The sequence below is a fragment of the Paenibacillus sp. HJGM_3 genome, assembly GCF_045062745.1.
Classification (GTDB): Bacteria; Bacillota; Bacilli; order Paenibacillales; family NBRC-103111; genus Paenibacillus_AA.
The window spans coordinates 1-21,652 of sequence record NZ_JBJGED010000032.1 but is presented as its reverse complement, the minus strand read 5'-3'; the positions used below and the strand labels follow the sequence as shown (position 1 = coordinate 21,652).

Annotated in this window: 30 protein-coding genes; 8 read left to right on the top strand and 22 right to left on the bottom strand. The window is 49.8% G+C overall.

Annotated elements, in window-relative coordinates:
- Positions 1–65 precede the first annotated feature (65 nt).
- On the bottom strand, positions 66–773 hold the full coding sequence (locus ACI5FR_RS27730) for a DNA alkylation repair protein (RefSeq protein ID WP_405460561.1): 708 nt from the start codon (positions 771–773) through the stop codon (positions 66–68).
- 100 nt (positions 774–873) lie between these two features.
- Here ACI5FR_RS27730 and ACI5FR_RS27725 point away from each other — a divergent pair, with 100 nt between their 5' ends.
- Positions 874–1,485, top strand: coding sequence for a zinc dependent phospholipase C family protein (locus tag ACI5FR_RS27725; RefSeq protein WP_405460558.1), 612 nt, complete (start codon positions 874–876; stop codon positions 1,483–1,485).
- Positions 1,486–1,622: 137 nt separating this feature from the next.
- Positions 1,623–2,018 carry a VOC family protein gene (locus tag ACI5FR_RS27720; protein WP_405460557.1) on the top strand — a complete coding sequence of 132 codons (396 nt, stop codon included), beginning with the start codon at positions 1,623–1,625 and terminating at the stop codon, positions 2,016–2,018.
- A gap of 8 nt (positions 2,019–2,026) precedes the next feature.
- Here ACI5FR_RS27720 and ACI5FR_RS27715 read toward each other — a convergent pair whose 3' ends face one another.
- From ACI5FR_RS27715 to ACI5FR_RS27630, 18 genes are all read right to left on the bottom strand, one after another.
- On the bottom strand, positions 2,027–2,596 hold the full coding sequence (locus ACI5FR_RS27715; protein WP_405460555.1) for a hypothetical protein: 570 nt from the start codon (positions 2,594–2,596) through the stop codon (positions 2,027–2,029).
- 297 nt (positions 2,597–2,893) lie between these two features.
- Positions 2,894–3,286 carry a DoxX family protein gene (locus ACI5FR_RS27710; RefSeq protein ID WP_405460659.1) on the bottom strand — a complete coding sequence of 131 codons (393 nt, stop codon included), beginning with the start codon at positions 3,284–3,286 and terminating at the stop codon, positions 2,894–2,896.
- A gap of 104 nt (positions 3,287–3,390) precedes the next feature.
- Positions 3,391–4,047, bottom strand: a complete 657-nt coding sequence (locus ACI5FR_RS27705) for a dihydrofolate reductase family protein (RefSeq protein ID WP_405460553.1) — start codon at positions 4,045–4,047, stop codon at positions 3,391–3,393.
- A gap of 73 nt (positions 4,048–4,120) precedes the next feature.
- Entirely contained in the window at positions 4,121–4,552 is a 432-nt protein-coding gene (locus ACI5FR_RS27700; protein WP_405460551.1) for a YciI family protein, read from the bottom strand.
- 95 nt (positions 4,553–4,647) lie between these two features.
- Positions 4,648–5,004, bottom strand: coding sequence for a YciI family protein (locus ACI5FR_RS27695; RefSeq protein ID WP_405460549.1), 357 nt, complete (start codon positions 5,002–5,004; stop codon positions 4,648–4,650).
- A gap of 145 nt (positions 5,005–5,149) precedes the next feature.
- Positions 5,150–6,406 carry an RNA polymerase sigma factor gene (locus tag ACI5FR_RS27690; protein WP_405460547.1) on the bottom strand — a complete coding sequence of 419 codons (1,257 nt, stop codon included), beginning with the start codon at positions 6,404–6,406 and terminating at the stop codon, positions 5,150–5,152.
- Positions 6,403–6,837, bottom strand: a complete 435-nt coding sequence (locus ACI5FR_RS27685; RefSeq protein ID WP_405460545.1) for a YciI family protein — start codon at positions 6,835–6,837, stop codon at positions 6,403–6,405. The genes ACI5FR_RS27690 and ACI5FR_RS27685 overlap by 4 nt, the downstream gene beginning before the upstream one ends.
- A 26-nt stretch (positions 6,838–6,863) precedes the next feature.
- On the bottom strand, positions 6,864–7,313 hold the full coding sequence (locus ACI5FR_RS27680; RefSeq protein WP_405460542.1) for a YdeI/OmpD-associated family protein: 450 nt from the start codon (positions 7,311–7,313) through the stop codon (positions 6,864–6,866).
- Between the two features lie 28 nt (positions 7,314–7,341).
- Positions 7,342–8,139, bottom strand: coding sequence for an alpha/beta fold hydrolase (locus tag ACI5FR_RS27675; protein ID WP_405460540.1), 798 nt, complete (start codon positions 8,137–8,139; stop codon positions 7,342–7,344).
- 263 nt (positions 8,140–8,402) lie between these two features.
- On the bottom strand, positions 8,403–9,170 hold the full coding sequence (locus tag ACI5FR_RS27670) for an ABC transporter permease (protein ID WP_405460539.1): 768 nt from the start codon (positions 9,168–9,170) through the stop codon (positions 8,403–8,405).
- Positions 9,170–9,928 carry an ABC transporter ATP-binding protein gene (locus ACI5FR_RS27665; RefSeq protein WP_405460537.1) on the bottom strand — a complete coding sequence of 253 codons (759 nt, stop codon included), beginning with the start codon at positions 9,926–9,928 and terminating at the stop codon, positions 9,170–9,172. The genes ACI5FR_RS27670 and ACI5FR_RS27665 overlap by 1 nt, the downstream gene beginning before the upstream one ends.
- A gap of 16 nt (positions 9,929–9,944) precedes the next feature.
- A complete protein-coding gene (locus tag ACI5FR_RS27660; RefSeq protein ID WP_405460535.1) occupies positions 9,945–10,295 on the bottom strand; it encodes a DUF1048 domain-containing protein in 351 nt (116 codons plus the stop codon).
- A 9-nt stretch (positions 10,296–10,304) separates the two neighbouring features.
- The gene (locus ACI5FR_RS27655) at positions 10,305–10,652 is read right to left on the bottom strand and encodes a DUF1048 domain-containing protein (protein WP_405460534.1); all 348 of its coding nucleotides are present in this window, start codon (positions 10,650–10,652) and stop codon (positions 10,305–10,307) included.
- Complete coding sequence (locus tag ACI5FR_RS27650; protein WP_405460657.1) at positions 10,649–10,975, bottom strand: PadR family transcriptional regulator; 327 nt, start codon at positions 10,973–10,975, stop codon at positions 10,649–10,651. The genes ACI5FR_RS27655 and ACI5FR_RS27650 overlap by 4 nt, the downstream gene beginning before the upstream one ends.
- 316 nt (positions 10,976–11,291) lie before the next feature.
- Positions 11,292–11,888, bottom strand: a complete 597-nt coding sequence (locus tag ACI5FR_RS27645) for a class I SAM-dependent methyltransferase (RefSeq protein WP_405460533.1) — start codon at positions 11,886–11,888, stop codon at positions 11,292–11,294.
- A gap of 138 nt (positions 11,889–12,026) precedes the next feature.
- Positions 12,027–14,273 carry an MMPL family transporter gene (locus ACI5FR_RS27640; RefSeq protein WP_405460531.1) on the bottom strand — a complete coding sequence of 749 codons (2,247 nt, stop codon included), beginning with the start codon at positions 14,271–14,273 and terminating at the stop codon, positions 12,027–12,029.
- A 2-nt stretch (positions 14,274–14,275) separates the two neighbouring features.
- Positions 14,276–14,668: a VOC family protein gene (locus ACI5FR_RS27635; protein WP_405460528.1), complete on the bottom strand. Its 393-nt coding sequence runs from the start codon at positions 14,666–14,668 to the stop codon at positions 14,276–14,278.
- A 257-nt stretch (positions 14,669–14,925) separates the two neighbouring features.
- A complete protein-coding gene (locus tag ACI5FR_RS27630) occupies positions 14,926–15,402 on the bottom strand; it encodes a DUF6220 domain-containing protein (protein ID WP_405460526.1) in 477 nt (158 codons plus the stop codon).
- 187 nt (positions 15,403–15,589) lie between these two features.
- On the opposite strand from ACI5FR_RS27630, the gene ACI5FR_RS27625 reads away from it, so the two are divergent.
- The 4 genes from ACI5FR_RS27625 to ACI5FR_RS27610 all read left to right on the top strand — a co-directional run bounded on the left by ACI5FR_RS27625 (position 15,590) and on the right by ACI5FR_RS27610 (position 18,842).
- The gene (locus ACI5FR_RS27625; protein WP_405460524.1) at positions 15,590–16,276 is read left to right on the top strand and encodes a response regulator transcription factor; all 687 of its coding nucleotides are present in this window, start codon (positions 15,590–15,592) and stop codon (positions 16,274–16,276) included.
- Entirely contained in the window at positions 16,273–17,412 is a 1,140-nt protein-coding gene (locus ACI5FR_RS27620) for a sensor histidine kinase (RefSeq protein ID WP_405460522.1), read from the top strand. The genes ACI5FR_RS27625 and ACI5FR_RS27620 overlap by 4 nt, the downstream gene beginning before the upstream one ends.
- 73 nt (positions 17,413–17,485) lie before the next feature.
- Positions 17,486–18,301 carry a DUF6597 domain-containing transcriptional factor gene (locus ACI5FR_RS27615; protein WP_405460520.1) on the top strand — a complete coding sequence of 272 codons (816 nt, stop codon included), beginning with the start codon at positions 17,486–17,488 and terminating at the stop codon, positions 18,299–18,301.
- Between the two features lie 130 nt (positions 18,302–18,431).
- Positions 18,432–18,842, top strand: a complete 411-nt coding sequence (locus ACI5FR_RS27610) for a VOC family protein (protein ID WP_405460517.1) — start codon at positions 18,432–18,434, stop codon at positions 18,840–18,842.
- Positions 18,843–18,994: 152 nt separating this feature from the next.
- On the opposite strand, the gene ACI5FR_RS27605 is transcribed toward ACI5FR_RS27610, so the two are convergent.
- From ACI5FR_RS27605 to ACI5FR_RS27595, 3 genes are read right to left on the bottom strand one after another with little or no spacing between them, the layout of a single operon-like run.
- Positions 18,995–19,567 (bottom strand): CBO0543 family protein, encoded by a 573-nt coding sequence (locus ACI5FR_RS27605; RefSeq protein ID WP_405460516.1) that lies wholly within the window; start codon positions 19,565–19,567, stop codon positions 18,995–18,997.
- Positions 19,568–19,595: 28 nt separating this feature from the next.
- Positions 19,596–20,054 (bottom strand): hypothetical protein, encoded by a 459-nt coding sequence (locus tag ACI5FR_RS27600; protein WP_405460513.1) that lies wholly within the window; start codon positions 20,052–20,054, stop codon positions 19,596–19,598.
- Between the two features lie 5 nt (positions 20,055–20,059).
- The gene (locus tag ACI5FR_RS27595) at positions 20,060–20,848 is read right to left on the bottom strand and encodes a hypothetical protein (RefSeq protein ID WP_405460511.1); all 789 of its coding nucleotides are present in this window, start codon (positions 20,846–20,848) and stop codon (positions 20,060–20,062) included.
- Between the two features lie 274 nt (positions 20,849–21,122).
- Between ACI5FR_RS27595 and ACI5FR_RS27590 the strand changes: the two genes are divergently transcribed.
- Together ACI5FR_RS27590 and ACI5FR_RS27585 are read left to right on the top strand one after the other, a co-directional pair.
- Positions 21,123–21,329, top strand: a complete 207-nt coding sequence (locus ACI5FR_RS27590; protein WP_028608609.1) for a helix-turn-helix transcriptional regulator — start codon at positions 21,123–21,125, stop codon at positions 21,327–21,329.
- Positions 21,326–21,652: hypothetical protein (locus ACI5FR_RS27585; protein ID WP_405460510.1), on the top strand; the 327-nt coding region annotated here is incomplete at its 3' end. The genes ACI5FR_RS27590 and ACI5FR_RS27585, both read left to right, overlap by 4 nt.

Sequence of the window (21,652 nt, the reverse complement as noted above, 5' to 3'; positions counted from 1 at the left end):
TAACGGCCCATAGCCCAAAAGTACAGGGCTGATCGACCGTCAATAAGGTTCAGGCTAGTGGGAATTTAACACCGTACATGTTTGCGTTTGAAGCCAATTTGCGCTTTATCTACTGCCTTTTGAATATTGTCGGAAGCGTTAAGGAACTTGCTCTTGGGCTTGTCCCGGTTGACCTCCACCGGACCTACCGCCTTTGCGGTTTCGACCGCTTTATCATGAAGCGGCACATAGGAGACGGCCACCGTAAAAATAAACTGATTCATCGCGTATTTCGCTCGTTCGGGAGCATCGTGGATCGTCTTTTCCACAAGGTCAAGCATATCGGCCAGTTTGCTTTCGGAAAATTCACCATCCGGACGATTCCCCAAAAGCCAGCAGTAACAACTCCAGCCCGCCGACATCCTCAGCTCCTCGCCGCTTGCGATCCATTTGTCGGCCACTTCTTGCGCTATATCGGTTTCCGCCAACGTTACGGCCACCACATAATCGGACAGCATGTAAAAATAAGCCGTATCGATCCAACGCTCAAAATCCGCTTCCGTCATCGCCTTGGGATCTGCAATGATCCCGGCAAAATACATGGCGTCGTAGTTCCCTGTGGCGTACAGCTGCTCCGCTAACGGCTGATTGATTTTAATTTTCTTGACGATCGGCTTCATCTCGCCGGTAGCCACGCCGAACAGCGGTTCGTGTGCGCCATTGGATTGGTAAATCTTCTTGGTCCGTTCCTTGCCTAGAGCTTCAAGCTCCTGCATAACCGTTTCGAAATTCATAGTTTCACACTTCCTTTCTTTCAAGGTGATGCCCTTCAAGCCTCCATATTATGGTATCCTTGATGAAGTTCAGGTAAACGTCAGGAAGGGGTTTTCGGGAATGGGCTCGAGAGTCATGCATCTACTTATAGCTAATCACATAGCCAACCATTTTTCAATTCAGGATAAATTACCGTTTTTGTTAGGTGGAGTTGTACCTGATGCGGTTTCTCCTAAAGAGCTCTCTCATTTCTTTGTTGGGGATCCTAGCGATTACTCCAGAAGTATTGACTATGAAGCGTTCATCCAAAAGTATAATTCCCATAAACATTCTAATTTTATATTGGGTTACTATACGCATTTGATTGCGGATGATCTATGGCTCAAGGGCTTCTTTTTATCCTGGTTAAAAAATAGATTAGACAAAGATAAGGATATGCTCGGCAGGTATCACAATGATTTCCGTTTATTGAATGGGAAGTTATTGCGTTACTATAATTTCTCCACTGATTTAATTAAGGGTATTGAAAAGGTTGAATATGTCCCCTTACAAGAAGTGAAAGTCCAAGACATTGAAACTTTTCTACCGGATTTATTGGAAGATTTGAATTATGAACCAAGTTCACTTCAAGCGGCGTTGAGTGTTTTTACTTTTGAGCAAATCGTTGGATATATCGAGACTTCAGTGGACAAGGGGACTAGGCTTATGAATGATCTAATTCGTTCGGAGTAAGGCGCCTTTATCCTGAGGCTTATGGACGAAGAGCTTGTCCGATCCGTAAATTTATTTAAGGTTTGATGTTTGGTTTCATGCATTGAAATCGTTCTATAAGTGAATGAAATTTAATTAGAGGAAAGGGAAGTGACAAGATGGAAGCCAGCAAGTGTTTATTCAGAGGCGTTGCCGCCGTGTTTATGCCAGTAAGGGATCTGGAGAAATCTATCGAATGGTATAGTAAGAATCTTGGTTTCACTTTGCGGTTCAAACACGCAGAGTACAAGGCTGCGGGGATGAGGGGCGGGAGCTCCATGCCCACTCTTGGTTTGGTCCAGGTACATGAATACAAGCCTGTGGAGTTTCCCAAGAATGATTTCGGTTGCGATATTTTCTTTAACTACATTGTGGAGGATATCGATCAAGTCCATACCGATTTAACCCAAAAAGGAGTTGAAGTGAGCGAGATCCATTCCTCGCTGGATTCGAGTTTTCGATACTTTTCTGCAAGGGATCTCGATGGCAATTTGATCAGCATAGTGAATGGATAACTGAAGACTTATAGGGCAGGATTTTTAGAGAGTTGGAACAGTTGGTCCTTAACCCGATTTTTCAGGACAAGGTTCTTTTCATCCGAGAAGTATGCCTCTTTTTCCAGACAGTCTAGAGCCTTGTCCATTTCTCCTCGATAGGCATAGATAAACGCAAGAATGTAAAGCGGTGACGGGAATTTCATCGTGTAAATGGGAGATTTGGGATGATGGATTTGTTCTTCCGCAATTCCAATAATGCCCTCCAGCGTACTGGCTCGATCAAAAAAAGAACGAATGTTATCGAGTTCGCCCTCCATCGCCTGAATGATGGTCTTCTTAGCTATGTCTCGATAATGAGAAGCAACCCCATTCCCATCTTTCATCTCTTTTCCTCGAAAAGAGTTCGCATATCCCTCGGCCCATTCCCCCATGTGGATCATTGCGGATTGTTCGGTTCTATTAGAAGTTAGCTTTTTGCCCTTCGGCACCATTACAAAGTCGAGAGCAATTCCCCATGCTATACAACCTCGATTGCCACTTTTAGTAAATGTGTAGTATTGAACAAGATTTCTTATGCCATTCTTAGTTTCACCCACCCAAAGGTAATCTCCACGCCACTTAAGACCAAATGGAGCAACCCTTGGTGAAATGGAATCGTTCAATAAGGTTAATAATTCTTGCCCTACAATGGGCTCCCCTTGAGTTTCATAACGTACAATCTTTTTGGATTGGATGGCATCAAATAATTTTCTGATAATGGCAAAAACCCCCTTTGAAATAAAGTTCTATAAAAATACCATATCCTAGGCGATGGTGACAAGCTATAAAAAAGAAAGAGAACATCCTCCCAGTTTTAATTGGAAGGCGTTCTCTCTAACCGAAATCCCGCAGCGTCAGCCTTTGAAGGACAGGAGCTTGCGTAATCTCTCATCCCGAAGCCAGAGGGCTCCCCAAAATAAAATCGCTACGTACAACGGAAAAAGCAGATTTGAAAAAAGAGGGGTATCTGCTCGCAGTTGAGCAGCCATCGCACCGCCCATATAACCCGTCAACAGCAGCGCACCCAAGAAGGATGTGCGAGGAATCATATACAGAAGGGTGGAAAGCAGGCCCAAGACCCCCATGACCACCATATGCCGCTCCGTAAATCCGAGTTCGAGCGTAGCTTTTACAACGGGTTCAGGCCCGGCAATCTTCCCGATTCCGTCCACTAGCATGAACAGAATGACGATCCCGCTCATGATCCGCGCTGTCCATACCCGCCCTTTAGAAATATCAGTCTTCATGTTCGTCTTCATCTTCAATTCCCGTTCAACCATCATTTTAATCTCATCCTCCTCGATTTTATTGACGCGCCTCGTATTCCGGGGCGAAGGACACGTCGCTTGCTTTATACCCGCTTCTCTGCAGGTAAATTCTCGAGAGCGAAAGATCCAACTTGGAGATCTCCGGCTCGTTCATAAGAGGCGATAATTACGCCAGTGGTCGCTACTTTGCAATCAACGAGTTTCAATCCTTCTGCTCTTGTGCCATCGGCAAAGAGGCGTTTTCCGGTTCCAACGAGCACTGGGAATGTCCATATATGCATGGTGTGCACTAAATGGTGTGCAAGGAGCGTTTGGATCAAATTCCCGCTGCCATGTACCCACAGATCAGGGCCATCTTGTTCAAGAAGCTTATTGATTTCGCCCACCACATCTCCTGTGACCGTCACAGAGTTTTGCCATTCAAGCTTTAAATCGTTTTGAGAGACAACATATTTGCGTGCACGGTTTAAGCTGTCGGCTGCGGGATCGTTTTTCACATAGGGCCAGTGGGAGGCAAAAATGTCGTATGTTCGTCTTCCTAAAAGCAAGTCATAAGGATTCTCCATGATCGTTTGCATGAAGTTGCCCATCATTTCGTCCCAGTACTTGACTGACCATCCTCCCCAACTAAAATTGCCGGAAGGGTCTTCTTTATCTGTTCCTGGCGCTTGCATTACCCCGTCTAATGTTAGGAATGTTGTAGTAATAAGTTTTCTTTTAATTGAGTCGTTATCAGTCATTTAAGAGCCTCCTTGGAAAAGAATGGGTTACTTCTGACGGTTGGTTCAGTGGCGCTTAGTACCTTCAAGTCGTCTACCGTTCCATGGATCTCGTGGTGGAGTAAATGTGTTGCAGCTTGGCTAACGCATCCGGGTCCATCGTCAATTCAGGCGCATCGAACACCTGGCGCAGCTCGATTTCCCCTTCCCCGAAGCCGTGCGGATCGGGCATCCTCATCGCCCACTCGATTGCTTCTTCCTTGGATTTCACCTCGATTAGCGTGAAACCTGCGATCAACTCCTTCGATTCGGTGAAAGGACCGTCCACCACCTTCGGCTTTCCTCCAGGTTCGGGATATGCAATACGGATTGCGCCCGAGCTCGGGTGGAGTCCTTCGGCCGCAACGAGCACACCGGCGTTCGCCAGCTCCTCGTTATACTTTGTCATGGCGACTAACAGCTCAGGACTCGGCATAACGCCGGCCTCGGAATCCTTTGTCGCTTTAACGATCATCATGAATCTCATCGTTATTCTCCTTTTCGTGTTTGATTGACCTCTATAAACACAACGAACGGGTGAAGCTGGAATCGACAAGGGACAAAAAATTTTAAAAATGATTGCTACATTTCTTTCACCTCGCGCACTTCGATCTCCCCTTCGCCGAGTCCGTGGGGATCCGGCATGCGAAGGGCCCATTCCACCGCTTCTTCCCTGGACCTGACGTCGATCAGCGTGAAGCCCGCGATTAGCCCCTCCGCGTCGGAAAAAGGGCCATTCGTCAACCGGACCTTCCCACCCGGATCGAGGTGCGACAGGCGAGTGCCGTTAGCACTCGGTTGGAGGTCTTCGGCGGCGACGAACACCCCCGCCTTTTTGAGCTGCTCCTTGAACTTAGACAAAGCCTCAAGCCGTTGTCGACTCGGCGGTTTGCCGGCTTCGGAATCCTTCGTGGCCTTGACGATCATCATGAATCGCATGAATCATTCCCTCCCGTTATGTGTTAGAGTTGCCTCTATTCACACAACGAATGGAACGGAGAGAAATCGACGAGCCGGGAAAAGAAAAAATAAAAACCACCCATTTTCGGGCGGTTTGCAGTCCAAGCGGCGGGGGCGAGATTCGTCACTCCTCCGCACATTCGGCAGCACGCTTCAGGAGCAATTCACGCTCGCGCACGTTTTGAGTAAGCGATGCGGCCCGCTGAAATTCGAGGCCGGCTTCCGGTTTGCGGCCAAGCTTCATTAGGAAATCACCGCGAACGCTCGGCAACAGGTGATAGCGCTGCAGGGACGGTTCCGACATTAACCCGTCTATGATCTCTAGCCCCACCGCTGGGCCGAACGCCATGGATAGGGCGACTGCGCGGTTGAGCTCTACAATCGGTGACGGTGCAACCTGAGAGAGCGCATCATACAGCGCGGAGATGCGCACCCAATCGGTCTCCGCCGCCGTCCGGGCCCGCGCATGACAGGCGGCGATTGCGGCTTGCAGCGCATAGGGACCCAGGGGACGGCCCGCCTGCTGCGCGCGATCGAGGGCGGCCAGCCCGCGGCGGATCAGCAGGTGATCCCAGAGCGCCCGGTTCTGATCCAGCAGCAGCACAGGCTCACCGCTTGCGTTCACCCGAGCCTTAAACCGTGAAGCCTGGATTTCCATGAGGGCAACGAGACCGTGTACTTCCGATTCCCCCGGCGCAATCTCGGCCAGGATCCGTCCGAGCCGCAGCGCCTCCTCACACAGCATCGGCCGAATCCAGCTCCCGCCGGAGGAAGCGGAATACCCTTCGTTGAACATGAGGTAAATGACCTCGAGCACAGACGACAGCCGGGCTGCCATCTCGGCTTTCGGCGGCACTTCGAATGGAACGCGGGCTTCCGCAAGCGTCCTTTTCGCACGCACGATCCGCTGGGCGACCGTAGCCTCGGCAACCAGATACGCACGGGCGATCTCCTCGGTCGTCAGCCCGCCGAGCAGTCGTAGCGTGAGCGCCACACGCGCCTCGGTCGACAAGACGGGATGACAGGTCGTGAAAATCAGCCGCAGCAAATCATCCCCGAAATCTTCTTCCAGCACCGCATCAAAATCCGCTTCTTGCTGCATATCCATCTCCCTGCCGATCGCCTCGTACTTCTGCTCGCGCAGCTTGTTGCGACGGAGCAGGTCAAGGGCGCGCCGTTTGGCCGTCGTCATCAGCCAGGCGCCAGGCTTTTCCGGGATGCCGTCGGACGGCCAGCGCTCGATGGCGATCAGCAGCGCGTCCTGGGCCAGGTCTTCCGCCAGTCCGACGTCGCGGACCATCCGTGCGAGGCAAGCGATGATTTTGGCCGATTCGATTCTCCAGATCGCGTCGATCGTACGATGAATGGCCGAATCCGTCACGGTTTTTTCCGCCTCGTCACCGTTTCACGCAAATGCTCCTCTTTCGCGAGCGACTCCGGGTCCATAAAAATTTCCGGCGCTTCGAAAACTTGGCGCAGCTCGATTTCGCCTTTGCCGTCGCCGTAGGGATCCGGCATCCGCATCGCCCATTCGATCGCTTCCTCCCTGGATTTGACCTCGATGAGCGTGAAGCCGGCGATCACCTCCTTCGCCTCCGTGAAAGGCCCGTCCATCACTTTCGGTTTACCTCCGGGCTCCGGATAAGAGATCCGGATCGCGTTCGAAGTCGGATGAAGACCCTCGGCGGCAACCAGCACGCCTGCTTTCACGAGCTCCTCGTTGTACTTTAACATCGCATCCACGAGCTCCTGACTCGGAGGTTGACCGGCTTCCGTCTCCTGCGTGGCTTTTACAATCATCATGAATCTCATAAATTTATCCCTCCTGTAACGATTGGTTAGATTTTTTCAACGGCTAATGAACTGACCGCTTTCTCGATTCTCCGCTGTCTAGTTTCGGCCGTCTTGGCCTCTTCAATGCTCAATACAAAACGCCGCTTGTTGCTGTAAGACAGTCCTTCAAAAAAGGACTTCGCCTTCTCGTTCTGTGCCAGCGCCTCCAGGAAATCGGCCGGCACGACAAGCTCGCGGGGCTCGGTATCGAGCTCCAGCTGCACCTCAACCAAGTCGCCGGCGGCAATCCCGGCTCTCTCCCGGTGCTCGGCGCTGACCGGAATTAGGAACTTGCCACCCATAACTCCAATCGTAGTCCGATAAGTGTACCCGCGAAACGTGACGCGAACGGCCGGTTTTTTGCCGTTGCCCAATCCAACCACAATCTCCTCCGGCACCTCAATCCCTGTCGCGGTCTTTCCGTGCAACTCTAGGTTGGCCGTAAACGTTGCCATTTGATTACCTCCCACTGCTCCTATTTTTTTATTTAAAGTAATATACCAGTATAGGTGCCAAGACGGCGGCTTTCACGATATGCGTCTGACCGGGCAAAGTTTGGTGTTTCGCATTCGGCAGGGTCTTTGCCAACAACTCCATGGCATTCCGCATCCAAGCGGGACTCTTGCCGCCGACCGCTACAAGCGCGGGAACATGGACGTTTGACCATCGGCCCAGCGTATCTTTGCGGCCTTTCTGGTGCTCTATCGTCAGACGGGTGTCATACGGGAGCGTGTGGGCGACCGCTTTGAGCTTGGACCAAGCCGGCATCAGCGGCATCATAGCCACGACCGGGGCGGGGAGCCCAACGCCCTTCCGCATGAATAACTTGATGGCCGCGCTGCGCCGATCCGCTTCGATAAGCGCCTCCATCTGTTCTTCGTAACCATCAGGAACCTTCTGACGACTGTCGTCGGTCACGAATGGAGCCTCATACAACGCCAGCTTCTTGATCGACGGAAGGCATTTCGCCGCTTCGAGAGCCAGCGCAGCACCGGAGGATATGCCATACACAAAAGCGGATCCCCCTGCTTCTTCGATCAATGCGGAGATGTCCTCAATTTCACGATCAACCGCGTAGGTGGCGGCGACATTCCCACTCTCTCCGCGACCTCTGCGGTCGTACGTATACACGGTAAAATGCTCCTGCAGCAGAGCCGCCAAGGCGCCGTTGGGGCCATTCGTTCGGCTGCAAAGCGCCCCGTCAATCAACAGGAGCGGCGGGCCGCTTCCAAGCTTACTGTAAGCAATCTTTGTGCCGTCTTTCGAAGTTACCGTATTCATAGTGCCTCCTGGTTTCATTTGACCTCTATTAAGACAACGTATGGGATCATCGATATTCGACAGACGCGCTGATATTTTTCACAAAATAAATTGGGGGCTCGCTTTTACTTTTTCGACTTTCAGAAGGTGATCCCTGCTTGAACTCTCGTTACGATCCAAGGTAGTACCTGCGAAGCTGACATCACCCGCAAGAAAAAAAGCCAAACCTAGGATTATGTCTCCCGGCTTGGCGTTTTCCTTCAAACCATCTTTTAGACTGTTATTCACACCCGTTTTTTATACGCCCTCATCGCAAAGAGATAAGCTACGAGCATAATTCCGATGCACCACGCAAGCGCAATCCATATATCATTGCCCACGGGCTGACCGGACAGCAGCGCACGAATGGCTTCCACGATCGAGGTCACCGGCTGGTTTTCGGCAAAGGCGCGAACGACGGACGGCATCGACTCGGTCGGCACAAACGCCGAGCTGATAAACGGCAGGAAGATAAGCGGATAGGAAAACGCGCTTGCACCTTCCACCGAGCTGGCGGACAGTCCGGCAATGGTCGCGACCCAAGTCAACGCCAGAGTAAACAGCACCAGTATACCGGCTACGGCAAGCCATGGCAGTACCCCTGCCGACGAACGAAAGCCCATAATGAGCGCTACGAGTATGATGACGACAACCGAAATGAAGTTGGAGACCAACGAGGTCAGTACGTGCCCCCACAGTACAGCAGAACGCGCAATCGGCATGGTGTGGAACCGCTCGATGATGCCCCGCTGCTTATCCATGAACAGGCGGTAAGCCGTATAAGCTATCCCGCTAGCAATCGCAATCAGCAGGATACCAGGCAGCAGGTAGTTCACATAGTTATCCGTACCGGCTTGGATGGCGCCGCCGAACACATAGACGAACAGCAGCATCATCGCAATCGGAGTGATGCAGACCGTGATGATCGTGTCCAGGCTGCGGGTAATATGGCGCATGGAGCGCCCGAGCATAACGCCCATATCGCTAAAAAAGTGTTTCTTTATCGCCTCCATTACATAGCCTCCTTTGTACCGATGATTGCGAGGAAGATCTCCTCCAATGAAGGTTGTTTTTCCACATACTCCGTCTTTGCGGGCGGGAACAGCTTTTTCAGTTCCTCCAGCGTGCCCTTGGCAATAATCCTGCCCTTATGCAAAATGGCAATTTTATCGGCAAGCTGCTCAGCCTCATCCAAATACTGAGTGGTCAGGAATACCGTCGTGCCGCCGTCAGCAAGCTCCCGGACAATCTTCCAAGTCTCAATGCGTGCCTCGGGGTCCAGCCCTGTGGTCGGCTCGTCGAGAAAAATGAGCTGCGGTTTTCCGATCAGGCTCATGGCAATGTCGAGTCTGCGGCGCATACCGCCCGAATAGGTGGACGCCTTGCGGTCGGCGGCGTCGGTTAAGCCGAAGCGTTTCAGCAAATCGTCCGCAACTTGACGCGGATGATTAAGATGCCGCAGCTTCGCAATCATGATCAGATTTTCCCGCCCGGTCAAAATCTCGTCCACGGCCGCGAATTGCCCGGTCAGACTGATCGACTGCCGCACATAGTCGGGCTTTGCCGCAACGTCGAAGCGGTTAACGACGGCGGTGCCTCCGTCCTGTTTGAGCAGCGTGGTGAGGATTTTGACAATCGTTGTCTTGCCCGCACCGTTGGAGCCGAGCAGCGCGAAAATACTGCCTTTTTCCACCTCAAAATCCACGCCCTTTAGGACTTCTGTGTCCTTGAAAGATTTTCGCAAACCTTTCACTTCAATTGCTTTTTCCATCCCGATATTCCTCCTTTTACTTCAATTTATCCGTTACCTTCTTCATGGCCTTGTTAACTTCTTGGTCAACCGATTCTTGATAGACGTCAGCGTAAGTTTTTGAATCTTTGATTAGATCGTCGCAGAAAGCCGCTACGTCATTGCCGGTCACTTCGAGCACGCCTTTCCCCGAGGCCGCGCCTTCTTCAAAAAGATCGACAATCCCCGAGAGCAAACCCGTCCCGTCAGTTAGCTCAACAGGGCCGACTTTAAAGAGATATTTTTGAATTTCTTTATAAACAATCTGATAATCTTGCGGGAGCGCTTTGACACGAGCCACGTGCGCTCGCCATTCTTTTTTGCCTTTGATGATATCTTGTATTCTCATTTTGTCCTCCTATTTACCTAATTTTTTTGCGATATTATTGTTGAGTTGCTCGCGCCACTTGTCGCGATAAGTCTTTGCCCCTTCTTCACCGGCCAGCGCTGAACAGAAGCCTTTGATATCGTCACCCAAAACCTCCTGGACACTCTGACCGTCCGCCGCCGTTTCTTCGAGCAGGCCAAGCACACCATCAAGAATTGGCATGAGGTTGCGACCGGTGAAATCGGAGTGCGGCCAGAGATTGGCTTTGATTTGTTCCCATGCCGCTTGATAGTCGGCCGGCAGCTTTTGGGCTCGCGATTCAAATGTCTTGAATTGCTTAGTCATGTCGCTGCCAGTGATTTTTTCCCAAAAATTCATTGGTTGTTCTCCTTTAACTCATTAATTTTTGATGATACGAACTCCCATTTTTCCCAGAACCTCCGCAGCTCCTCGCGCCCCGCCTCATTGAGGGTGAAAAACTTTCGCGGCGGCCCCATGTCGGAGGGCTTTTTGGTGATCTCTACCAGCTTGCTTTTTTCAAGCCGGATCAGAATGGTGTACACCGTTCCCTCTACAACATCTGTGAAGCCGAGGGCGTTGAGCCGCCGCGTGATTTCGTAGCCGTAGGTTTCTTGGCGGCTTATAATTTCAAGGACACATCCCTCGAGAACACCTTTGAGCATTTCCGTTATGTTTTCCAGCACAATCACCCCCTGCTATTCTGTATGACTGGTATGCGGTATTACTTACTACAACTATAAAGTATCACGTAGTAGATCCTTTGTCAAGCGTTTGCGTTAAGAAAAGGAAAAAGCCACCCCTTTTGGCATTTGCGAGAGGTGGTTCTACAATTCGTATCGAGGAATAGAAAAGACGCGCGGGCGTTACCCCGGCGTCTTCTTCGTTCTTTTAGGCTTAGTTTTTTACATCCGTTTTATGCACAAGCCGCCCTAGCCTCGTCCACCGGTCCATACGCAAGAAGGCTGCAGCCTTCTTGCGATCGCCCTGCGTCGATTTTCACTTTCTTTTCAAAACGACCAGGTTGCCCTTCATTCCTTCTTCGCTATAACCTTTGCCGACCGTCATCTGGATCGGCAGCACCGGGCCGCGTTTAAAATACCGGCTGAAGTGCTGGTCCACGGATTGTTCGGTCACTAAGACAAAATGTCCTTCTTCTGCCTTCTCGCGACAGCCTCTGAGCAGCATCACCCCGCCCGGTTTGAGCACCCGCGCGACTTCCTCCGCATATCGCCCCCGATTTTCTTCGGCGATAGTGTGAAAACATCCTCGATCATTGACCATATCCACGCACCGGTTTTCCAACGGCATTTTCAAGGCATCGCCCTGACGCCAATCCACCTGAACCTCCGCCTTGTTTGCCCGTTCCCTTGCGATGTTCAAGGCAGCGGCACTCAGATCGACACCGATTACGCGATATCCCCGCTGGGCAAGAAAAATGGCTTCGCTGCCTGCGCCGCAGCCTACATCCAAAGCGGCAATGTTAGAGGGAAGGTCCATGGAAGCCACGAACGCGACCAATTCTTGAGACGGGTATGGGAGATCCCAGTAGTCTCGAAAGTTTCCGCTGGTATAAACTTCATCCCACTCTCTCATCCTGTCAACCTCCATTCTATAATTTATTGTAACCAGGCCTTGGGGCATTCACAAGAATTTGCCGGCACAAAAATTGAAAAAACTCAAGCCACATAACGCTTGAGTTTATCAAATTAGGTAAATTTCATGCGACCTGCTTCACGCAGACGACCCTGCGAATTGCTTTTCGATAGCTGTTGAATTCGGGTCTGTAACGGAGTTACGGCGTCCGGGCCAGAAGGCCCACTTGCCGAGGAGCAAAGTAAGGGCCGGTACGAGGAACGGACGCACAACGAACGTATCGAGCAGAATCCCAAGCGCGGTAATGACACCCATTTGCACCATCAACTGAACCGGCATCGTGACCAAAACGGCGAACGTACCCGCAAGAATGAGACCTGCCGATGTAATAACGGACCCCGTCTCGCCCACGCCTTCCTTGATCGCTTGCTTCAAGGGCATGCGTTTGCTTTTTTGCCAGATGGAAGAGATCACGAAAATGTTGTAATCCTCGCCCAGCGCGATCAAAAATACAAACGAATATAGCGGGATGGTGCCTTGAATCATGTCCATGCCCATAAAGTAGTGCAAGACGATCCACCCTAACCCCAAAGCCGACAAATACGAGAGCAATACGGTTACAATAAGGTAAGCCGCGGCGATCAAAGAACGTAAATACACAACAAGGAGAGTGGCGATCATGATAATAATCAGCGGCAAAATGATGCTCATATCCCGTATGTTGGTTTCTTTCGTGTCATATTGCTCCGCTGTTTCTCCGGAAATCCATACATGTGTCGCAGCGTCCGTGTCGCCTGACTGACGCAACACACCTTCGATCGTTTGGCGAAGTTCCGGAATGAGATTCATCGCTTCCATCGAATAAGGGTTCATGTTAAGGGAGATGTCATACGCCAATAGTTTCGGGTTCGTCTTCCCGGCTTGCGGCGCGGATACTTGGGACACGTAAGGAAGCGAGGCCAAAGTCTGGGCAACATCACGATCCTTGCCGCCGGTATCCACGATCACTTTAACGGGAGCGAGCTGGCCGGGCGAGAACTGCTCGCCGATGACGGTGAATCCTTCTATGGATGCCATCGTTTTGGGGAACATGGCCAGCTTATCAAACGTGAACTTCACCTGAGTCGAGAATAAGGCAAACCCGCCAAGCAAGATGCAGGTCACGACCATAATGAGCCAAGGCCGACGTACGACAAGGGAACCGACCATATTGCGCGAGGGCTTGCCTACAGCCGGGGCCGGATGTCCCTTACGCTTGGCTCGTTCGGCCAGCATGCCCGGCGTCCTCGGAATGAACGGCCAGAAGGAAGCGCGCCCCATAATGGCTAGCAAAGCAGGTACAAGCGTCAAGCTGGCCAGTCCCATAATGAAGATGGAAATCCCAAACGGTGCGGCGAGTAGTCGGAACGAACCGTACTCCGCTGCGATCATCGTCAGGAGCGCGAGAATGACGGTTAAACTGCTCATCGCGATCGCCCCTGACGATCCGGTAATGGCGCCGCGAAGTGCCTTGCCCTTGTCCGGTTCGATCTTGAGCAGTTGTCGGAACCGGTAAATGAGGAACAAGCAATAATCCGTACCGGCGCCGAACAATAACACCGTCATGATATTGGTTCCTTGCTTCTCCACCGTTATCAGGCCGCTGTGCACCATCCAGCCCAAGATGGGACTGATGACGAAGTAAGCGATGCCTACGGCGACCAGCGGGGTTATGGCCAGAATCGGGGAGCGGTAAATGACCAGCAGCAGCACGAGCACAAGCAGTACAGTAGCGAGCAGCAACGTTTTGTCGGCCTGTCCGAATACTCCGGTTGCGTCGATCTGTATGCCGACCTGACCGGTAACTCTTGCGTTCAAGTCGGCCGGAGAATCGATGGCGACGGCGAACGGATCTGAACCGAATATGTCGGCCGCTTCTTTTTTCGCTTGATCTACGCCTTCCTTCCACTCATTCGATTGCGCGCTTTTACTGAAGAAAACTGGTGAGACGATGGTGCTGCGGTCCTCCGACAGCTTCGTTTTCAAAGCCTGAAGCGGCATTTGATGCAATGGCGGCACGGAAGTCTGATACGGTACGGGACGCGTCGATAATCTTTCGGTAAATTGTTGGATGCGCTGCAGATCGGTATCGGTAAGTCCTCCTTGGCGATGCCATACGAACAGTGCAGAAGCATTTTCCGCGTTCGGATATTCTCTCGTAACCAATTCACGCGCTTGCACGGATGGCTTGGTGTCAGGCAGTGGGGGAGCATTGTTTACGACTTCCTTGCTAATGGGAGGTGCCAGCGTGTTTAACAACACGGCAGCGACTAACCAAATAAGCAACGTGACCCATCTGGTTATTGGGCCTACCAGCCATTTATCGATTCGAATTCGATCCTTCATGCCTACTCTCCTTTTTGACCTGGAGGCTCGAAGAGTTCGATCGGATTACCTGCCGGGTCATCGAGTAAGATCTGCTTGCCGCCAAAGCCTGTGACAATATCATTGCGGAAGCGTAAGCCTGCTTTACGCAGCGTTTCGACTAAGTCGCCAAGGTCATCGACCTCGATTTGAATCCGATTCCAGCCGCCGGGTTCCGGTTTTCGCCCATCCGGCATGGGTTGCGCGGCTCCGCCCGGACCATCCTTGGCATTCACGAGAAGATTCAAGTCTCCTCTCTGTAAAACGGCAAAACCGGGTGCAGGATGTGCTTTGACAATGAAGTCAAGATGCTGGGTGTAGAAGGCGATAGTAGCATCTACGTCGTCGACGATGTAACGTACCTTGATAGCAGCCATTCTTTTTTCCTCCATTCAAAAGTTTTTTTGACTTTAGTATCTTGGAAACATAATAAAGAGAACAAGGATACCGGATATTCCATAGAGAACCGTTACAAGGATTCGAAACCAATGAGTTCTATTCCCATCATCATGCGCAATCAGTTGCAGCGATACTCCAGACACGATAAGGAATAGAAAGACCAGTAGATAACCGAATAGATTAGGGTGGCATCTTTCCTCTCCATCCATGTTGAAGATTCGGATCAAAACTCAATTCAAACGCTTTGCTTCGCAGATTCTTGCTTTTTTTGTTTGATGAAGCCGTCGGTCTCCCGTACGAGGGACACCGTTCCAAAAAACAACATCAGAGCGAGTACCGGATGAAGGGCAGCTAAATATCCGATTCCAGACGGCAATTTGGCGCTGACCGCTATCAAAATGATGATGCCGAACAAACTCGCGCTGCGCAGTCGAAGGGAAAGCGGCAGCCGAGCGATGAAGGAATTCACGAGTATCAGGATCGAAACCACGATCAGCAATCTGGCAAAGCCTGTATGGCTGGCCCATTGGGCCGAATCCCAAAACAGGGCGAGACCGGCAAGAAACACCTGGATCAAAATGCAAATCGCAAATATCCTTACCATACCCTTAAACACTAACCGCGCTCTAACCACGAGCGGCGAAAGATTGGTTATTTCCACCACGCGATCTGGGGCTTCAGGGTCGTTGCGGTTTACGGATAGGTTGCTCATCTTTGTATCCTCGCTTTCGTTAAAATAAGATTTCACCGTCAGTTTAAACCGTAAATGTCGAGAACTTATGCAGATCTTCCTCTTTTTGCGTGGATTCCTACAAGAACATGTTCGATAACGGTATAATTTGCGGTAAGTGTTGCGTTGAGACACTGGAAAGCAGACTAAACAGAAAGATGGGATTGGAATGGAGCCGAAATTGCTGCTTGTCGAGGACGAACCGGGCATGCTCGAGGAGATGTACACCTATCTGCAACGTGAGGGGTTTCGGGTATTGACCGCCCGTACCGGGAAGGAAGCGCTCACGATTGCCCGGTCTGAGCGGCCTGATCTCGTCGTGCTGGATTGGATGCTCCCCGAGAAAAGCGGCATCGACGTATGCCGTGAATTAAGGCAAACATCGCAATGCGGCATTATCATGGTCACAGCACGATCGGATGAATCGGATAAAATCGTCGGTTTGGAAATCGGGGCCGACGATTATTTGACGAAGCCGTTCAGCTTGCGCGAGCTCACTTCGCGCATCCGAGCTTTACTTCGCCGCTTGCGAGGTCCTGAAGACAGGTCGATGCTGTTGGAAAGAGACAACCTGATCATTTCCGAGGCCAAATGTCAGGTATTCAAGGACGGCCAGGAGATCCAATTGACACCGACGGAATTCAAAATTTTGTACACGCTGGCTGCGCGTCCCGGAATGGTTTTCAGCCGCCTGCAATTATTGAGAGCCGCATTAGAGGACGAATATATGGGGTACGAAAGAACGATGGATTCCCATATCCGGAATCTTCGCCGCAAGCTGGGAGACGATCCTGCGAATCCTCGTTATATTCAAACGGTATACGGTTTCGGTTACCGATTCGGTGAACGTTCATGAAGATGACGGTCCGCATGAAATTATTTGCCTGTATGGGGCTGCTTGTGGGCATTGTAAGTCTCACTTTCGCGCTTACAACACAAATCTACTCAAGCAGCTTGATCGATCAATTCGAAAGAGAACGAATCGATGCCCACTACTTGAGCGCCACACCCGAAGAGCAAATCGAAATCTTTAAATCTTATTTCCTAGACAACATGCAGCTAAAAGCCCTGCTTAATGTCACACACGGCGTGCGCTTGTTCTTTTTTGTGGCGATCGGGATGATCTTCAGTTATTGGCTATCGGGGGTGCTGACCCTTCCGCTCAAAAAGCTTATTGCCGCAATAGAGCGCGTGTCGCAGGGCGAGCTGAACGTCCAAGTACCTGTAAACTCCAAAGACGAGTATGGGAAAGTCGCTCAAACCTTCAACGATATGACGCTGCGCCTTCGGGAAGCGGAGGATGCCCGCAGACGATTGGTAGCTGACGTTGCTCATGAGCTTCGAACTCCGCTGTCTATCATGCAGCTAAAATTGGAAAATGCTCAACAGACCGGTCAACATGTCCCTCCGGAAATGCTGCTTAGACTCCATGACGAAGTGATCCGCTTAGGCCTGCTCGTGGAGGATCTACATGTTTTGTCGTTGGCTGAGGCGGGCCGGTTGGCATTGGACTGCAAACCGCTCGATCTGTCGGCCCGACTGGAACAAATTGTTGACGATGTGAAAATGGAGGCGGAGGAGAGCGGACTGGAAATACGCTTCTCTTCGAACACGAGGCCGGTCACGGTTATGGCCGACGCGAGACGGCTCACGCAGGTATTCATCAATTTGTTGACGAATGCCATCCGCTACACGCCGGAAGGCGGACAGATTTCGGTTGATCTTGAAGACAAGGTCCTGGATCGGAATGCCTTCTATACATGTGTCTCCGTGAAAGACACCGGCATCGGTATTCCACCCGAAGAGCTGGTCCACCTGTTCGATCGGTTTTATCGCGTGGAAAAGGCCCGATCGCGGCATACAGGCGGAGCGGGGCTCGGATTAGCGATCGCTCATCATTTTGTGAGGGCCCACGGCGGGTTTATCCGCGTCGTGAGTGAGCCTGGTCAAGGTACGACATTTAGCGTTTATTTGCCAGTACTAAGGGAATGACGACCCAGAATCACAGACGACAGTTCGATTTGAAGACTGTTAAAAAGCCGTTACGAAAAGGAGCCGTTTCGGTATGATCCTACACACCTGCAAACCGTCTAGACAATTATCCGCATTTGTGGATTATTTTTGGTACATGGAAAGCCAAAATACGGCATGTCAAAATGAGCTGTCCATACCGGACGGTTCCGTTGATCTCATTATTGATTTAGCTGCGGATAAAGTCCTCATGGCAACTGCATCGAACGAGACATTGCGGCTCAACAATGTATTGGTCTGCGGGCCTCATTCGAGTCATTTCGTGATCTGCAATTCGCTTGAAACGAGAGTGATTGGAATCCATTTTAAACCTGGCGGCGCCCATCCGTTTCTCGGTTACCCACTGAATGAATTCCATAATGTCATCCAATCGATGGATGCGATTTGGGGGCATTTAGCCGGAGATCTGCGTGAGGAACTGATCGATTTGCCCACTGTCGAGCAAATGTTTCGTGTGCTTAACGACCGATTGCTGCACTTGGCGGTTAAGCCGCTTGATATCCATCCGGCGGTTCAGTATGCGATCGAGCACTTCGGTAGGAAAAGTGCCCGGACGGATCACGTTCGACACATTGTTGACCAAATCGGCATCAGTCACAGAAGATTTATCGAACTATTCCAGAGGGAAACCGGCTATACCCCAAAACGTTACAGCCGCATCCGACGATTTCAAAGGGTGCTATGGAAAATCAATGACCGACAAAACCTTTTAGATTGGTCAGATATCGGAGTCGATTGCGGGTATTACGATCAGTCTCACTTTATTAAGGATTTTCGCTCTTTTTCCGGGTTGAGCCCGACTGATTATGAGACGATTCCCGGGAGGCACTACAACCATGTTCGCTTATGACGAATGGGGTCAATTATTTACAATACGGTGTGTGAGGTTTGCTGTAAAATGAATCGAGGAACAAGCATATAACAAAACCGCAGCTTATCGCTGAATGCATTTCACACTTAAACGCGAGGAGGACATTAGGATGGGAAACGAGTGGACGCCTGAAAATTATGCTTCCGTTGTTCCGACACTGCGTGCGGAGCACGCCGATCGATTGTTGGATTTTTTGCAAGCCGTTTTCGATGCGGAAGTGCTTCACCGCACGACGGATGAAAAGGGGAAGGTTACGCATGCAGAGGTGCGTATCGGACATGGGATCGTGGAAGTATCGGATGCTAATGAGATGTGGCCGGCCAATGAAACATCCCTGCATGTTTTTGTTCGCAACACGGATGAGTGCTACAGGCGAGCGTTGGAGGCAGGAGCCGTTTCTCTGTATGAACCGGCAGACATGCCGTATGGAGAAAGAAACGGCGGTATCAAAGATGCATTCGGAAACAGCTGGTTTATTGCAACGTTTCAAAGAGGTGAAGGGCGCGGTTATTACGATTGACGTTCATCCAACTTCTTGGAGTCCAAGGAACTCGCAAGATGCCTACGGCGGCATAGGCCAAGTCCGACCGACTGCGGCGGAGGATGCGAAGTCCTCCCCACCTCGGTCCCAAAAAGAGTCCGAAATCTGCCTACTTATTGAACTAACGTTGCTTATTGATCCTGTTTTTGCTGCAATACATGAGCTCGTTCATGTATTAGCTCAAGACACCATCTAACAAAACAAGCTATAACTATATAGATGGGGAAAGAGTAAAAATATTTCCAATTATCCAAATCATAAATCCCTATCCAGGAAAAGATTGGTTCAGCAATGAAAGCAATCAAGAAAGCCATGATTACATTTGCAACAAAGAAGGATTTCCAACTTCTAAAATATTGATAAACCAACATGTGGAAAACAGGCAATACTGAAAAATCAACTGGATTTAGTCGAGGAATGAACCTTATGAGTTGATAAGGGTAAGACCATAATCCCAGTTCACCACCAATATCATCAAGAATAACAATGATGATGGCTAATGTAATTCCGTATAGTAAGATCTCCCTCACTCTTGATTTATCCACGAGCTTCCACCAAATGATCCAGGGTACAACTAAAAGCGCTAATAAGAGCCACCATTGAAATGTGAAAAGGTCATGGTGACGGTGATATTGCGCTCTCATTTCAGTAAGTTTATGGTTTACATCCTTTATTTCTTCAAAGGAAGGATATTGGGCTGACATAAGAGATGCAACTCCTTTATTTCGCCGATCATTGTACCTTCGCCACTCCTAACGCAAGATGGCTCCAAAGGATACTCTCAATTAATTCAGCCTGAGAGTCCTCACAATCCACAATCAGAATGACTTCAGAATGTTTGCCCCTCAGAACTCTTCTCCTTTTCTTTACTGCCAGTTCAATAAACAGGCGAATAGCAAAACCAAGGACGAATCCGACAAAGCCACCGATCAGCCCCCAATAAATAGGCCCCCAAGCCAATCTAAATCCGATACTCGCTCCAATCACTGAGAATCCTGTGGCAACTGCAAAACCAATATCAATTAGACTGGTACCGTCTGAGCGATGTAAGGTATCCAAAATCTTATGGTTTTCTTGTCTGTTATCCAGCGGAACCGCAAATATGCTTTCACTGGGTATGCCTTTTTGGGTTAACGTGGCAATAGCCATTTCTAAAAACAAACTTGTTTCAAACGTTGAAAATACCTGCACGAGGATCACTCCACTTTTTGTCCTTTTTGGATTTGGAATCTCTTCGATTGATAATTCATGACTAAATACCGCCTTAAATCCTTTTCGAACAATTTGTTATTTTCAATGGTGTTCATGTAAGAATCAAATACAGAGAATCCATAATGCGAGGGCAGAAAAAGGAGCCATTCCGGGTTTAAAACAGAGGTAGCTTCTTTGACTTTACCTAAAAACAAGAGTAATACCGCTTCTTGAGCATGCGAATAATAAAAAAAGATTACGGTTGCAACAATGACAAATATGGCAGTTAAAATACGATGGATAAGGAGTTGCCCTAAACCTGGGACAAGAAACGACCAAAATAAGGAGTTTATTGGACTTCGGCGATCCAGGTAGTTAATCTCCAAAGCGCCCATAGCGAAAGTATTATAAAGGTGGTCCTCACGATCGGCTAGAATATAAACCTTGTTCAAATCGACGGTTGTTCGATAGCTGTCCCAAATGCCGAAAAGATAAACCGGAATATACATAAGAAGCCACCTTGTGTCTAGAACCTCTTTAGCCATATCGATATTCCCTTGAAAGGAATGAATCATGGAGGCATTTATATGTGCTTTGAGGTTAATACCAACTTCCCAAATGAATAAGGCATACCCCCTAACATACTTCGATAAGAGCATGTGCCCGAATCCAGGGAACGCCGCGGACCACCAAGCAATAATATAAGGATTTCTAAGATGTACTTGAGTTGTGCCCAGGATACTAACATGCGCTTTATATCTTCTTGCCGTATTGTCATTTGAATAGTTATTCATTCAACCACCATCACTATATAGTTACCGCTTACAGCATATATTTCCATGGCCAAGCGATATTTATTCACAATTTATCCTGCCCGGTCGCCCCCCCGTGCCTTGTCGGGCACCACAGAGAATGAAAATTAGGGCTATCCGCATCCCTGGTACTTCCTCAAGTTCCATCCTCATTTCCCATCCAAACATTCGAAATGGAAAGTGCGCTTGACATCGCTTGCGTTGCACGATATACTCCTTTCACGGAAAGCTAACTTTCCATAAGGAGAGTGAACACATGAACAACCGTTTGGAAGAAATCCGCAAGCAACGCGGAATTAAGCAAGAAGAATTAGCGACGGCTCTTGAAGTCTCCAGGCAAACTATCGGTTCGCTGGAGAACGGACGTTATAACCCATCGATCCTTTTAGCGTTCAAGATTGCTCGCTTTTTCGGTATGAGTATCGAAGAAATCTTTATTTATGAGGAGGATGAAAATGTATGAAAAAAACGATTTCGTCTTATTTTCTTACCGTTGTAGGCTTAGGACTGCTGGCAGGTGGTCTGTACTTCATCAAAACAATTGATGATCCACAAGGTATGCTGCGAGCGTTGCCTTATATCTGTGTAGGGCTTGGCTGTGGTATATTCGGTCACGGTATGGGAGAAATAATCGTTCGAAGCGCTATGAAGAATAATCCCGCCGCAGCAAAGCAGCTAGAGATTGACCAGAATGATGAACGTAATTTGGCAATCGCTAATCGGGGAAAAGCGAAAGCATATGACATGATGGTTTTTGTGTTTGGAGCCTTAATATTAGCACTTGCC